Source organism: Pseudomonas sp. JV245A (genome assembly GCF_032424515.1).
GTDB lineage: Bacteria > Pseudomonadota > Gammaproteobacteria > Pseudomonadales > Pseudomonadaceae > Aquipseudomonas > Aquipseudomonas protegens.
The window spans coordinates 18,826-32,701 of the sequence record NZ_VYKE01000060.1 but is presented as its reverse complement, the minus strand read 5'-3'; the positions used below and the strand labels follow the sequence as shown (position 1 = coordinate 32,701).

Genomic DNA, 13,876 nt, shown 5'->3' with positions numbered 1-13,876 from the left:
GTGCCGGCCTTCGCCCCGCGTTTTGCCCGGATTGCCGAGGTGGTGGTGGAAGACCCCGCTATTCGTCAGGCGGCCCGCGAGAGTTTCCGTTTCTATCGCGAACAGGGCTATCCTCTGCAAGATCACCGTTTACAGCGACTCTGAGCACCCGATGGACACTCCCAATCCGCTGCAAAAGCCCGCGCACCTGCTGGATGACCTCGAGTCGATCCGTAAACTGCTCGGCGATGAAAACCTGCAACCGCCACTGCTGACCGAGACCGTCAGCAGCGAAGTACAGATTCCCCTGCTGTTCGACATGGTGGGCAACCAGCAGCCGGCCGCTGCCCAAGCCGCTCCTGCCGCACCCGCCAAGGCGCAACCCGCGCCAGCCCCGGCGCAAGCCGCCGCACCCGCACCGGCTCAAGCGGCAACACCCGCTCCAGTACCTGCTGAGGCGGCCCCCGTCGCCAAGCCTGCCCCTGCCAGCAACAACGCCGATGCCTTGCTGCACCTGGACAGCGAACTGCGCGCCGCCGCACAACTGATCATGCAGGACGTGATCGACGACTTCGCGCCGCATATCGAAACCGAGATCAAGCGTCGCCTCGACGCCCGCCTGGAACGCCTGCTCGCAGCGACCACCAGCGGCAAACCATAAGCCACACGCAAAAGCCGGGCCGGGCCATCTTGTCGCTTGCCGCTGGTGGCTTGCTGCCGCCCCCCTCCGCTATACTTCCCGGCTTTTCCTGAATAAATGCCAATAGGGTCCCGCCGCGCATGGATAAGACCTACCAGCCGCACGCCATTGAAACTTCCTGGTACCAGACCTGGGAGTCCGAGAACTACTTCGCCCCGCAAGGCGCGGGCGACTCCTACACCATCATGATCCCGCCGCCGAACGTCACCGGCAGCCTGCACATGGGCCACGGCTTCAACAACGCGATCATGGACGCCCTGATCCGTTTCCGCCGCATGCAGGGTCGCAACACCCTGTGGCAGCCGGGCACCGACCACGCCGGTATCGCCACGCAAATGCTGGTGGAGCGCCAGATCGAAGCCCAGGGCCAGAATCGCCATGACCTGGGCCGGGAAAAATTCCTCGAGAAAGTCTGGGAATGGAAGGATCAGTCCGGGGGCAACATCAGCCGCCAGATCCGCCGCCTGGGCTCCTCCGTGGACTGGAGCCGCGAGCGCTTCACCATGGACGACGGCCTCTCGGAAGCGGTGAAGGAAGCCTTCGTGCGCCTGCACGAAGACGGCCTGATCTACCGCGGCAAGCGCCTGGTCAACTGGGACACCAAGCTGCACACGGCGATTTCCGACCTCGAAGTGGAAAACCACGACGAGAAGGGTTTCCTGTGGAACCTCAAGTACCCGCTGGCCGACGGCGCCAAGACAGCCGAAGGCAACGACTACCTGATCGTCGCCACCACCCGTCCGGAAACCATGCTCGGTGACTCCGCCGTCGCGGTGAACCCTGAAGACGAGCACTACAAGGCCCTGATCGGCAAATTCGTCGAGCTGCCCCTGGTGGGCCGCCGCATCCCGATCATCGCCGATGACTACTGCGACCCCGAATTCGGCACCGGCTGCGTGAAGATCACCCCGGCCCACGACTTCAACGACTATGAAGTCGGCAAGCGCCACAACCTGCCGCTGCTCAACATCTTCGACAAGAACGCCGCCGTACTGCCGGCCTGCCAGGTGTTCAACCTGGACGGCAGCCTGAACGACAGCATCGACGGCAAGATCCCGGCCGAGTACGTGGGCCTGGACCGCTTCGAAGCACGCAAGCAGATCGTGGCCGCGTTCGACGCCGCCGGCCTGCTGGTGAGCGTCGACGACCACGCGCTGAAAGTGCCGAAGGGCGACCGTTCCGGCACCGTCATCGAGCCGTGGCTGACCGACCAGTGGTATGTCTCCACCAAGCCGCTGGCAGAACCTGCCATCGCCGCCGTGGAAGACGGCCGCATCGCCTTCGTGCCCAAGCAGTACGAGAACATGTATTTCTCCTGGATGCGTGACATCCAGGACTGGTGCATCAGCCGCCAGCTGTGGTGGGGCCACCGCATTCCGGCCTGGTACGACGAGTCGGGCAAGGTCTATGTCGGCCGCGACGAAGCGGAAGTACGGGCCAAGCACAACCTCGGCCCGGACGTTGCCCTGCAGCAGGACAACGACGTGCTCGACACCTGGTTCAGTTCGGGGCTGTGGACCTTCTCCACCCTGGGCTGGCCGGAGCAGACCGACTTCCTCAAGACCTTCCACCCCACCGACGTGCTGGTCACCGGCTTCGACATCATTTTCTTCTGGGTCGCCCGGATGATCATGCTCACCATGCACCTGGTGAAGAACGAAGACGGCACGCCGCAGGTTCCGTTCAAGACCGTGTACGTGCACGGCTTGGTCCGCGACGGCCAGGGCCAGAAGATGTCCAAGTCCAAGGGCAACGTCCTCGACCCGCTGGACATCATCGACGGTATTGACCTGGAAACCCTGGTGCAGAAGCGCACCACCGGCCTGATGCAGCCCAAACTGCAGAAAGCCATCGAGAAGCAGACCCGCGCCGAATTCGCCGACGGCATCGCCAGCTACGGCACCGACGCCCTGCGTTTCACCTTCTGCTCCCTGGCCACCACTGGTCGCGACATCAAGTTCGACATGGGCCGCGTCGAGGGTTACCGCAACTTCTGCAACAAGATCTGGAACGCCGCGCGCTACGTGCTGGACAAGGGCGAGGACTGCGGCCAGAACGGCGAAGCTTACGAGCTGTCCCTGGCGGACCGCTGGATCATCTCGCAGCTGCAGCGCACTGAAGCCGAAGTCACCCGCCAACTCGACCAGTTCCGTTTCGACCTGGCCGCCCAGGCCCTGTACGAGTTCATCTGGAACCAGTACTGCGACTGGTACCTGGAGCTGTCCAAGCCGGTGCTGTGGGACGAGAACTCGCCGGTTGAGCGCCAGCGCGGCACCCGTCGCACCCTGGTACGGGTACTGGAAGTGGCGCTGCGCCTGGCGCATCCGTTCATGCCGTTCATCACCGAGGAAATCTGGCAGCGCCTGGCGCCGTTGGCAGGCAGCACCGGCAAGACCATCATGCTGCAACCTTGGCCGGTGGCTAACGAAACCCGCATCGACCAAGGCGCCGAGGACGACATCGAATGGCTCAAGGGCCTGATGCTCGGCACTCGCAACATTCGCGCGGAAATGAACATCGGCCCGGGCAAGCCCCTGGCCCTGTTCCTGAAGAACGTCAGCGCCGAAGACCAGCGTCGCCTGACCGAGAACGAAGCCTTGCTGAAGAAGCTGGCCCGACTCGAATCCATCACGGTGCTGGGTGCCGGCGACGAAGCACCGCTGTCCGCCACGGCGCTGGTGGGCGAGATGGAAGTGCTGGTGCCGATGGCAGGCCTGATCGACAAGGGCGCCGAACTGGCGCGCCTGGACAAGGAAATCCAGCGCCTGCAAGGCGAAGTGCAACGCGTGGGCGGCAAGCTGTCCAACGCCTCCTTCGTCGACAAGGCCCCGGCCGAAGTGATCGAGAAGGAACGCGCCAAACTGGCCGAGGCCGAACAGGCCCTGGGCAAGCTGGCGGAGCAGCACGCACGGATCTCCAGCCTGTAACGGCGATTCGCGCAGTGTGAAAGAGGGAGGCCCGCAGAGGCCTCCCTTTTTTATTGGCGGCAGATCGCTTTCGCTGGCAAGCCAGCGAAAGCGTTACGCGGTGGTTTGCCAGGAGCCGGCTTGCCGGCGGCGAAGCCTCCCGCCCCAACGCCGCAAGATATGGGACAATGCCCGCCACTTTGAACCAGCCCCGAATCGATCCCCCATGACCGCCCCCAACACCCCCAAGCCTGCGCGCAAAAAACCCAAGCCTGCCTCCCCAGCCAAAGCCGCCACGCCCCGGGAAAAGGCCAGCCTGCATCCGCGCAATCGTCACCAGGGGCGTTACGACTTCCCGCAACTGATCAAGAGCACCCCGGAGCTGGGGCAATTCGTGATCCTCAATCCCTATGGCAAGGAAAGCATCGATTTTGCCGACCCGGCCGCCGTGCGGGTATTCAACCGGGCCCTGCTCAAGGCCTTCTACGGCATCGCCCACTGGGATATTCCGACGGACTTCCTCTGCCCACCAGTGCCCGGTCGTGCTGACTATGTGCACTTCCTCGCCGATCTGCTGGCCAGCCACAACCAGGGTGAAATCCCTCGTGGCGCAGCCGTGCGGGTACTGGATGTCGGCGTCGGCGCCAACTGCATCTACCCCCTGATCGGCTACAGCGACTACCGCTGGCAGTTCCTCGGCTCGGACATCGACAGCACCGCCCTGGCGGCGGCCAAGGCGATTGTCCAGGCCAACGGCTTGAACAAGGCCATCAGCCTGCGCCAGCAAGGCAATCCCAGACAGATCCTCACCGGCCTGCTGGACAGCACCGAGCGTTTCGACCTGACGATGTGCAACCCGCCCTTCCATGCCTCCCTGGACGAAGCCACCCGCGGCAGCCAGCGCAAATGGCGAGCCCTGGGCAAGGCCGATCCCAAGCGCAAGCTGCCGGTGCTGAACTTCGGCGGCCAGGCACGGGAACTCTGGTGCGAGGGCGGCGAGATCCGTTTCGTCAGTCAGTTGATCAGCGAGAGCGCGGGCGTCGGCCAGCAAGTGCTGTGGTTCAGCACCCTGGTGTCAAAGGCTTCGAACCTGCCAGCCATTGAAAGCGCACTGAAAAAGGCCGGAGCCCTGGAAAGCCAGGTGGTGGAAATGTCCCAGGGACAGAAACAGAGCCGCTTCGTCGCCTGGACCTTCAAGGACAAGGCACAGCAACAGGCCTGGGGTCAGGAACGCTGGGTTAGGAAGAACTAGAGAGGCGGGGAATTCAAAGACGATTCACCTTGCGTGAATCGGTGTCACACAAACCGTGCCCGGAAGACTTCTGAGCACGGTTTCACTGCAAGTATTACTTGTTAACAGCGTCGGTCAGGCCTTTAGCCACAACCAGCTTGATAACTTTCTTGGCAGCGATTTCGATGGCAGCGCCAGTCGATGGGTTACGGCCAGTACGGGCAGGACGCTCGGTCACTTTCAGTTTGCCGATACCTGGCAGAGTGATTTCGCCGCCATTTTCCAATTGATCAGCAACGATCTGAGCCAGTTGGTCCAGGGCGTTACGCGCGGTGGTTTTCGGCGCGTCGATAGCTTCAGCGATATCAGCGATCAGTTGGTCTTTAGTAATAGCCATTGTGGTGTTCCTTCCCTATCAAATTCATTTGGATTGCAGAGTGCAGTGTCAGCCATCGAGCCAGATCTTGTGAATCTGGCACCCCGGTTACAACCACGACAGATCGGGGTTATAGATACCGAAATCAGGGTTTGGTTCGACCCGACAAATGCTGAATGCACGCTTAACGCTGAGACATCGCGTAAGACGGGGCAAAACTAGCACACAGACGGGGAAATATCCGCCTCTACCTAGCCATTTGGTCAGCTTTATTGCTCTAAATCGGTAAAAAAATGCATAAGCCTTACCGACGAGCCGTTCATCACCCGGCAAACCGCGCCAAAACCAGCGGGTGCGGTACACTGGGCACTTTTTCGGGGTGCCCGCCCTCCCCCTTCAATCAGCCGAGAAGCCCATGCCGATCCGTCATTGCATCGTCCACCTGATCGACAAAAAACCCGACGGCAGCCCAGCAGTCCTGCACGCCCGCGATTCCGAACTGGCAGAGTCCGCGGCCATCGAGAACATGCTCGCCGACCTCAATGAAAGCTATAACGCCAAACAGGGCAAAGCCTGGGGCCTGTTCCACCCCGAGTCCGGTGCGTTCCCCTTCAGCGGCTGGCTGAAGGAGTACCTGGACGGCGGCCAGGACTTCACCGCGTTCAGCCGGGTGGCGGTGGAGCATCTGCAGAAGCTGATGGAAGAGTCCAACCTGTCGGTGGGCGGCCACGTACTGTTCGCCCACTACCAGCAAGGCATGACCGACTACCTGGCGATCGCCCTGCTGCACCACAGTGAGGGCGTGGCGGTGACCGACCAGCTGGACGTGACGCCGTCCCGTCACCTGGACCTGGGCCAGCTGCATCTGGCGGCGCGGATCAACATCTCCGAATGGCAGAACAACAAGCAGTCCAAGCAGTACATCTCCTTTATCAAGGGCAAGAACGGCAAGAAGGTCTCGGAGTATTTCCGCGACTTCATCGGCTGCCAGGAAGGTGTCGACGGCCCGGGCGAGACCCGCACCCTGCTCAAGGCCTTCAGCGACTTCGTGGAAAGCGAGGACCTGCCGGAAGACTCGGCCCGGGAGAAGACCAAGACCCTGGTGGACTACGCCAGCAGCCAGGCCAAGCTCGGCGAACCCATGGGCCTGGAAGAACTCTCGGAACTGATCGACGAGGATCGCCCCAAGGCCTTCTACGATCACATCCGCAACAAGGACTACGGGCTGTCACCGGAGATCCCCGCGGACAAGCGCACCCTGAACCAGTTCCGCCGCTTCACCGGTCGCGCCGAGGGCCTGTCCATCAGTTTCGAGGCCCATCTACTGGGTTCGAAGATCGAGTACGACGAAGAAGCCGGGACCCTGATCATCAAGGGCCTGCCCACCCAGCTGACCGACCAGCTCAAGCGCCGTAACTGATGCTCCAGGGGGTATTGAAGAAGTTCCTGCTGATCCTGCTGGTGGTGGTGACCTACCAGCACTGGGGCAAGATCGAACGGCTGTTCAACCCTTCGGCAATGGTCAGCGAAGAGACCCGCGAGCATGCCCGGGTGGTGCTGTACGCCACCGACTGGTGCGGCTACTGCAAGGCCACCCGGCGCTTTCTCGATCAGAAGGGCATTCCCTTCCGGGAATTCGACATCGAGAAAGACGCCGCGGCACGCCAGGCCTACACCGCCCTGGGCGGTGCCGGGATTCCGATCCTGGACGTGAATGGCACCCTGATCCGCACCCACGATCCCGACGCAATCATGGCCGCGCTGAAGCCCTAGCAGCCGTTTCGCTTGCCGGCGAAGGGGGCGGCCGCTCTGGGAATGCCTTCGCAGGCAAGCCAGCTCCTGCAGATATGCATCACTGGGCCTGGATGCGAAAGCCCAGCCGTGGGAAGTGCACGTGGACCACACCTGCACGTGGATCTTCACGGCGCAGGATCAGCTCTTCAGTGCCGGCGAACAGCAACTCGCCCGCCACCGGGTCGACACCGTAGTCAGTCGCGGCAATCACCACCTGCTGGCCCGCCTTGAAGCCGTTGGGGTCGACGAACTGTTCATCCGGCAGCGCCGCCGGGGTGGCACTGCGCGAGACCTCGAGGGCCTCTTCGGCGCTCATTTCAGTGAAGGAGCCATGCCCGAAACCCAGGACCCGCGCCAGCCAGCCAGCAACCGCCGGGTAGTCGTCCACCAGCGGCGCGGTCACCGGCGTGCCCTTGAGGAACCACAGCGGGTGAGCCAGGGCAATATCGGCAATCGACGGTTGGCCAAACAGGAAGTCCCCGGGCTCGCGCTGCAACTGCTGCTCCAGGCGCGCCATGAGGGTCGGCCACTGATGCTTGGCCACCTCCAGAGGCAGCCGGCTGGCGCTGCCGCCACTGAACAGCCCGGCACGGTCGGCCATGAAGGCCTTGACCGCTTCCGGCGGCAGCTTGCCGAAACGCACGGCTGCGGATTCAGGCTGGAATACCAGGGTCACCGCGTGCTGGAACACTACCGAATCGACCCAGGCGGCGAAGGCCGCACTGATCATTTCCTGGCCTTCGGGAAACAGCGCAGGCGAGGATTTTTCCTGCTCCAGGCGGCGCGCGATCAAGGCCGTGTCGCAATAGATATCCGCGCCGACCTGCAACACCGGGGTCTTGCGATAGCCACCGGTCAGGGCGGTCAGGTCGGGCTTGGGCATCACCGGGGAAATCTTCACCGAGCGCCAGGACAGACCCTTGAAACCCAGCAGCAAGCGGGCTTTTTCCGCAAAGGGAGAGGTCGGGTAATGGTGGAGAATCAACTCTGACATGCTGGGGTCCGCCGGAAGAGGGAGAGCGCTGAGCTTAGCGCGCAATCCGTGGACGGCCTACAGATCCGGCTGATGAGAACCTATCAGTCAGATTGATGCCGCGGCGGTGGCCGAAGCCACCAGGCATTCCTTGGCACTCTTCCTGAGCTTCTTGATCAGCCGCTCCTGGCGCAAGGCTTCGCCCTTGTCCCGGCAAGCCTCGGTATAGACCAGCGCCACCGCCGGGCTGGAGAGAAAGAAACGCGCGCCCTTGCCGCTCTGGTGCTTGGCGAAGCGCTTCACCGGGTCGTCGCTGATACCGCAGTACAGGGCACCGTTGGCCGCCCGCACCAGATACACGAACCAGGGCTTGGCGTCAGTGGCAGGCTGCGCCGTTTCGGCACTGGAGGATGAAAGAGGGCTGGTCACAAAAGGTATCGAGGCCTGTGGATAACAAGCCGCGATCTTAGCAGAGGATGGCTTTCAGCGACCGCTCTGGAAGGCCTTGAGCCCCTTGCGCGCCTGGGCTCGAACAGCATTCTTGAGCAGCGGCGTCCAGCCCAGCAGCAGGCCCTTGGTGCCCAGGGCCTGGCGCGCCCAACGCCACATGTCGAACTGATCGTGATGCTCGCAGATCTTGCCGTCGCGAAACACGAACCGGGCCTGGATATCGTTGATCACCGTATTGCCGGTCTGGCTGAACAGGTAGGTGGCAACCCAGTGCGCGCCGCCGGAATTCGAGTCGGCACGCACCTGATCGAAAGTCAGGGAAAAGTCCTTGGCACGGGAGGTGAGCATGCGCCACATATCGCCGGCATCACGCCCGCGCAACTCGCCGAACGCCGGGTCACTGAACAGCACATCCTCGGTGTAGCAGGCGCTCATGGCCTCGGCATCCAGGCGCTGGAAAGCCTGATAGAACTCGGTGATCAGGGCGCGATGGGCATCACTCATGAACGGACTCCGAAAGGGCAAGGGGGATGCAGCACAATAATCCGCAACCCCGGCGAACACTATCGGCATTTACCGGGCAAATAGTGCAAGCAAGGCCCGTCAGATTCTCTCGCTCTGCACCTGCACATGCAGCGAACGACCGGCGCCCAGCCCGGCAATGATCGCACCGCAGCCCAACACCGCGAAAATCCAGCCCACAGCGTTCCAGCCCCCGGTCCAGTCGTGCACCAGGCCCACCGCAAACGGCCCCATGGAAGCCAGGGTGTAGCCGATGCCCTGGGCCATGCTCGACAGGTTGGCCGCCACATGGGGGTCCCGGGAGCGCAGCACGATCAGGGTCAGGGCCAGGCTGAAGGTGCCACCCTGCCCCAGGCCCAGCAGGACCGCCCAGCCCCACAGGCCCTCGATGGGCGCGTACAGGCAACCGAACAGGCCGACCAGGGTCATCAGCATGACAATCACGATGGCCAGGCGCTGGTCCTTGCCCCGGGTCGCCAGCCAGGGCGCCGCCAGAGAACTGGCCAATTGCACGATCACCGAACCGGACAGCACCAGCCCGGCCTGGGTCGGGGTCAGCCCACGGCCGATCAGGATCGACGGCAACCAGCCAAACACGATGTAGGCCAGGGAGGATTGCAGGCCCATGTACAGGGTTACCTGCCAGGCCAGGCGGTCCCGCAACAGGCCGCGCACGCGAAAGGCCACATGGTGAGCACCGTGCTTGTGCCCCACCTGAGGCAACCAGAACAGGGCCGCCACCAGCGCCGGCACCACCCAGATGCCCAGCCCCATGGCCCAACTGCCCCCGAAATGCTGGCTCAGAGGCACCGTGGCCCCCGCCGCCATCGCCGCGCCCAGGCACAGGGCCATGGTGTAGACCCCGGTCATGGTGCCCGCGTGCCGGGCGAAGTCACGCTTGACGATACCCGGCAGCAGCACCCCGATCACGCTGATGCTGGCGCCGGCCAGGATGCTCCCGGCAAACACTCCGACCTCACCGAAGGAACTGCGCAGCACAATGCCCAGGGCCAGGGTCATGAGGATGCCCAGCACCACCCGCTCGGCGCCGAAGCGCCGGGCCAGCAGCGGCGCCAAAGGCGCGAACAGCCCCAGGCACAGCACCGGCAAGGTAGTCAGCAGCCCGGCCTTGGCGGCCGATAGCCCCAGGTGCTGCGACACATCACTGAGCAGTGGCGCCATGCTCGACAGCGCCGGACGCAGGTTCAGCGCCACCAGGATCAGCCCCAGCAGCAACAGCCAGGGGCGCTGCAGAGGCGGTGGAGCCTGCTGCACCTCCTCATCATCAGCCTCGGCGTCGATCAGCAGCTCTTCGAGCTCGGCGGAACGCCGAGGCGAGGACGGGGTATTCGCAGGTACCGTTTGATTGGACATGGAGGTCTCGGACTCAGGATTCGTTGATCAGCTGGCGGGAAATGTTCTTGGCTCGTTCGGGGTCGCGTTGCTCGATGGCATCCAGCAGGTGCTGGTGCCGATCGAAGACTTCCTGACGCCTGGGGGTCACGGTCAGGGTCTGGCGCAACTGGGCGCCGACCACGCTGGAGAAATAGCGATACAGCTGGCTGAGGGTCGGGTTGTGGGCGGCGTCCACCAGGCGCTGGTGAAACACCAGGTCGCAGGCGATGTAGCTTTCCAGGTCGCCATGAAAGTGCCCGCCGCTGACGGCCAGCGCATCGCTCAGGGCGTGCAGGTCCTCGTCGGTGCGGCGCAGGGCGGCCAGGCCGACGGCCTCAACTTCCAGAATGTGGCGGGTTTCCCGGGCCTGCTCCAGGGAGCACTGGGACAGTGCCTGGAGCATGTCCAAGGGATCGGCCACCGCCCGCAGGTAACTGCCGTCACCCTGGCGGATCTCGATCAGCCCGGAAAACGCCAGTACCCGCAGGGCCTCGCGCACCGTGTTGCGGCTGATGCCCAGCTCACTGGCCAGTTCCGGTTCGGTGGGCAGGCGCTGGCCCACGACCCAGGCGCCATTGGTGATGCGCAGGCGCAGTTGCTCCAGGGCCTGGTCGACCAGGGAACGTTTGATCAGGGGGGATATTTCGCTCATTGAACTCACTCTTTCATCCAATCATCGGACGAATTGCCTGGCATGGTATTCAGACCTTTCCCAGAGTTCAACGTTTTAGGCTGGAGCAGGCACTTTCGCCATTTCAGCCAGGCCTTGACAAAAAACCCTATAAGGGTAATTTCAATCAAGCCTCAAGGGTGTCTCATGGAAAAGAAAACACCTCATTACGACCTGTCGCTGATCAAGGCACAGGTCGTTCGGCAAGGGGCACAAGCCTTCACTCGAAGCGCGTTGCTCTGCGGCAAGGAACTCGGATTGTCCTTGGCGGCCATGCAACGAGTGATAGCCGGACTCCAGGGCAGCATGTTCTACAAATCGATGACCACCTATCACAATCACCGGGTGTGGCAGGACGTGTATTACACCGGCATCGATAACCGGACGCTCTACATCAAGATCACCCAGCGCCCCGGCATAGGGCCTCCAGTGATCTCCTTCAAGGAGGCACAAGCATGAAACGACAACAGTGCTACAGCTGCGGCGCTCCCACCGGCATGCTGGCGTTCGAGCAGCGCAGCGAGCTCATCGACTACCGGCACCTGCAGCGTCACCTCCATGGCCTGGCGGGTTGGGAATGCCAGGAATGCGGTGAAATCGAATTCGACGCACCGAGCGCAGAACGTTACGCCGCCGCGGGCGACCAATTGCTGGAGGAGTACCGGCAGAGCGTCGCCGCCGACATGAAGCGCATCCGCCGCAAGCTGCACCTTTCCCAGAAAGAAGCGGTCAGGCTGCTGTCGGGTGGCGGGCACAATGCCTTTTCCCGTTACGAGCGCGGCGAAGTCGGCGCGCCCCAGCCGCTGTACATGCTGATGCGCCTGCTGGATCGCCACCCGCAGTTGATGAAGGACGTACTGGAGCTCAGCGAACCGCAACTGGCGCCCTCAGCCTTGAGCGACCAACCCGAACCACAGCTCGGCGCTGCCGGCCGTTGAACGCCGGGCAAAAATAAACCCGGAGCCAGTCCGGGTTTATCGTCAGCGCAGGCCCCGCTGCAGCATCAATGCAGGATCTGGCTCAGGAACAGCTTGGTACGGTCGTTCTGCGGGTTGTCGAAGAAATCGTTGGGCGCCGCCTGCTCGACGATCTCGCCCTTGTCCATGAAGATCACCCGGTTGGCCACGGTGCGGGCAAAGCCCATTTCGTGGGTCACGCAGAGCATGGTCATGCCGTCTTCGGCCAGGCCGATCATGGTGTCCAGCACCTCCTTGACCATCTCCGGGTCGAGGGCCGAGGTGGGCTCGTCAAAGAGCATGATCTTGGGCTTCATGCACAACGCCCGGGCAATCGCCACCCGTTGCTGCTGGCCACCGGAAAGCTGGCCCGGGTACTTGTTGGCCTGCTCCGGAATGCGCACTCGCTCCAGGTAATGCATGGCGATTTCCTCGGCCTTGCGCTTGGGCATCTTGCGTACCCACATCGGCGCCAACGTGCAGTTCTGCAAAATGGTCAGGTGCGGGAACAGGTTGAAGTGCTGGAACACCATGCCCACTTCCCGGCGAATGGCCTCGATCTGCTTGAGGTCGTTGGTCAGTTCCACGCCGTCCACCACGATGCGCCCCTGCTGGTGTTCTTCCAGGCGGTTGAGGCAGCGGATGGTGGTGGATTTGCCCGACCCCGAAGGCCCGCACAGGACAATGCGCTCGCCTTGGCGGACGTTGAGGTTGATGTCCTTCAACACGTGGAACTGGCCGTACCACTTGTTCACACCCTGCATCTGAATAATGCCTTCAGGGCCCACAGGCTTTTTGCTCGCTTGACTCATGGAGATACTCCTAACGCTTGTGGCCTGTGTCCAACTTACGCTCCAGGTGCATGGAGTAGCGGGACATACCAAAACAGAAAATCCAGAACACCAGGGCCGCGAAGACATAGCCTTCGGTGGCCATGCCCAGCCATTTGGGGTCGGCGGCGGCTTGCTTGACGCTGTTGAGCAGGTCGAACAGGCCGATGATGATCACCAGGCTGGTGTCCTTGAACAGGGCGATGAAGGTGTTGACGATGCCGGGAATCACCAGCTTCAGGGCCTGCGGCAGAATCACCAGCCCCATGGCACGCCAGTAGCCCAGGCCCATGGCCGCAGCCGCTTCGTACTGGCCCTTGGGAATGGCCTGCAAGCCACCCCGCACCACCTCGGCCACATAGGCCGACTGGAACAGGATCACCCCGATCAGCGCACGCAACAGCTTGTCGAAATTCATGCCTTCGGGCAGGAACAGCGGCAGCATCACCGAGGACATGAACAGCACGGTGATCAGCGGCACGCCGCGCCAGAACTCGATGAAGGTCACGCAGACCACGCGGATCGCCGGCAGGTTGGAGCGCCTTCCCAATGCCAGCAGGATCCCTAGCGGCAGTGCCCCGGCGATGCCCACGGTGGCAATCACCAGGGTCAGCATCAGGCCACCCCACTGGCTGGTGGCCACCGTGCTCAGGCCCAGGTAACCGCCGTGCAACAGGCTGTAGGCAATGATCGGGTAACCCACCAGGAAGCACAGCCCGTAGATCGCCTTGCGCGGGAAGCGCGAGATGAACAACGGTGCAGCACCGATCACCGCCAGCCACACGCTCAGGTCCACTCGCCAGCGCAGTTCCACCGGGTAGTAGCCGTACATGAACTGGCCGAAGCGCTGCTGGATGAACACCCAGCAGGCGCCGCCCCTGGTGCAGTCGGCGCGAGAGGTACCGACCCAGTTGGCGTCGAGAATCGCCCAATGCAGCAGCGGCGGCACTACCAGGTAGATCAGGTAGAAGGCAAACAGGGTCAACAGGGTATTGAGCCAGTTGGAGAACATGTTGGCGCGCATCCACGCCAGCACGCCGATACTGCGGCTGGGCGGCGGCATATCGGGCTTGAAGGTATGAGTCGTCATGGGC

At 62.9% G+C, this 13,876-nt stretch carries 17 protein-coding genes; 8 read left to right on the top strand and 9 right to left on the bottom strand.

Going from position 1 to position 13,876, the window contains the following annotated elements; translation table 11 throughout:
* The 4 genes from F6S12_RS17465 to rlmF form a co-directional block, all read left to right on the top strand.
* The coding region (locus F6S12_RS17465; protein WP_315869142.1) for a DNA polymerase III subunit chi at positions 1 to 144 on the top strand (144 nt) is incomplete at its 5' end.
* Positions 145 to 151: 7 nt separating this feature from the next.
* Positions 152 to 640: a DNA polymerase III subunit chi gene (locus F6S12_RS17460; RefSeq protein WP_315869141.1), complete on the top strand. Its 489-nt coding sequence runs from the start codon at positions 152 to 154 to the stop codon at positions 638 to 640.
* A gap of 119 nt (positions 641 to 759) precedes the next feature.
* Complete coding sequence (locus tag F6S12_RS17455) at positions 760 to 3,606, top strand: valine--tRNA ligase (RefSeq protein ID WP_315869140.1); 2,847 nt, start codon at positions 760 to 762, stop codon at positions 3,604 to 3,606.
* A 205-nt stretch (positions 3,607 to 3,811) separates the two neighbouring features.
* A complete protein-coding gene (gene rlmF / locus F6S12_RS17450; RefSeq protein ID WP_258718195.1) occupies positions 3,812 to 4,837 on the top strand; it encodes a 23S rRNA (adenine(1618)-N(6))-methyltransferase RlmF in 1,026 nt (341 codons plus the stop codon).
* Between the two features lie 94 nt (positions 4,838 to 4,931).
* On the opposite strand, the gene F6S12_RS17445 is transcribed toward rlmF, so the two are convergent.
* Positions 4,932 to 5,213, bottom strand: a complete 282-nt coding sequence (locus F6S12_RS17445) for an HU family DNA-binding protein (RefSeq protein WP_003440137.1) — start codon at positions 5,211 to 5,213, stop codon at positions 4,932 to 4,934.
* A gap of 394 nt (positions 5,214 to 5,607) precedes the next feature.
* Here F6S12_RS17445 and yejK point away from each other — a divergent pair, with 394 nt between their 5' ends.
* Entirely contained in the window at positions 5,608 to 6,612 is a 1,005-nt protein-coding gene (gene yejK, locus F6S12_RS17440; protein WP_011059411.1) for a nucleoid-associated protein YejK, read from the top strand.
* On the top strand, positions 6,612 to 6,965 hold the full coding sequence (locus F6S12_RS17435; protein ID WP_315869139.1) for a glutaredoxin family protein: 354 nt from the start codon (positions 6,612 to 6,614) through the stop codon (positions 6,963 to 6,965). Before yejK ends, F6S12_RS17435 begins: the two co-directional genes overlap by 1 nt.
* A gap of 79 nt (positions 6,966 to 7,044) precedes the next feature.
* Here the strand turns inward: F6S12_RS17435 and F6S12_RS17430 are convergent, their stop codons facing one another.
* The 6 genes from F6S12_RS17430 to F6S12_RS33825 form a co-directional block, all read right to left on the bottom strand.
* A complete protein-coding gene (locus tag F6S12_RS17430; RefSeq protein WP_015634257.1) occupies positions 7,045 to 7,980 on the bottom strand; it encodes a glutathione S-transferase family protein in 936 nt (311 codons plus the stop codon).
* Positions 7,981 to 8,067: 87 nt separating this feature from the next.
* Positions 8,068 to 8,388 carry a GIY-YIG nuclease family protein gene (locus F6S12_RS17425; protein WP_011059408.1) on the bottom strand — a complete coding sequence of 107 codons (321 nt, stop codon included), beginning with the start codon at positions 8,386 to 8,388 and terminating at the stop codon, positions 8,068 to 8,070.
* Positions 8,389 to 8,442: 54 nt separating this feature from the next.
* Positions 8,443 to 8,913 (bottom strand): nuclear transport factor 2 family protein, encoded by a 471-nt coding sequence (locus tag F6S12_RS17420; protein ID WP_011059407.1) that lies wholly within the window; start codon positions 8,911 to 8,913, stop codon positions 8,443 to 8,445.
* Positions 8,914 to 9,012: 99 nt separating this feature from the next.
* Positions 9,013 to 10,305, bottom strand: a complete 1,293-nt coding sequence (locus F6S12_RS17415) for a CynX/NimT family MFS transporter (protein ID WP_315869138.1) — start codon at positions 10,303 to 10,305, stop codon at positions 9,013 to 9,015.
* 13 nt (positions 10,306 to 10,318) lie between these two features.
* Positions 10,319 to 10,978 (bottom strand): FadR/GntR family transcriptional regulator, encoded by a 660-nt coding sequence (locus F6S12_RS17410; protein WP_065364583.1) that lies wholly within the window; start codon positions 10,976 to 10,978, stop codon positions 10,319 to 10,321.
* Positions 10,979 to 10,983: 5 nt separating this feature from the next.
* Complete coding sequence (locus F6S12_RS33825) at positions 10,984 to 11,127, bottom strand: hypothetical protein (protein ID WP_350404221.1); 144 nt, start codon at positions 11,125 to 11,127, stop codon at positions 10,984 to 10,986.
* 16 nt (positions 11,128 to 11,143) lie between these two features.
* Here F6S12_RS33825 and F6S12_RS17405 point away from each other — a divergent pair, with 16 nt between their 5' ends.
* Together F6S12_RS17405 and F6S12_RS17400 are read left to right on the top strand one after the other, a co-directional pair.
* Positions 11,144 to 11,455, top strand: a complete 312-nt coding sequence (locus tag F6S12_RS17405; RefSeq protein WP_262213380.1) for a type II toxin-antitoxin system MqsR family toxin — start codon at positions 11,144 to 11,146, stop codon at positions 11,453 to 11,455.
* Positions 11,452 to 11,934 carry a type II toxin-antitoxin system MqsA family antitoxin gene (locus F6S12_RS17400; RefSeq protein WP_015634254.1) on the top strand — a complete coding sequence of 161 codons (483 nt, stop codon included), beginning with the start codon at positions 11,452 to 11,454 and terminating at the stop codon, positions 11,932 to 11,934. Before F6S12_RS17405 ends, F6S12_RS17400 begins: the two co-directional genes overlap by 4 nt.
* Positions 11,935 to 11,999: 65 nt before the next feature.
* Here the strand turns inward: F6S12_RS17400 and F6S12_RS17395 are convergent, their stop codons facing one another.
* On the bottom strand, positions 12,000 to 12,764 hold the full coding sequence (locus tag F6S12_RS17395; protein WP_011059402.1) for an amino acid ABC transporter ATP-binding protein: 765 nt from the start codon (positions 12,762 to 12,764) through the stop codon (positions 12,000 to 12,002).
* A 10-nt stretch (positions 12,765 to 12,774) separates the two neighbouring features.
* Positions 12,775 to 13,872 (bottom strand): amino acid ABC transporter permease, encoded by a 1,098-nt coding sequence (locus F6S12_RS17390; RefSeq protein ID WP_011059401.1) that lies wholly within the window; start codon positions 13,870 to 13,872, stop codon positions 12,775 to 12,777.
* Positions 13,873 to 13,876 lie beyond the last annotated feature (4 nt).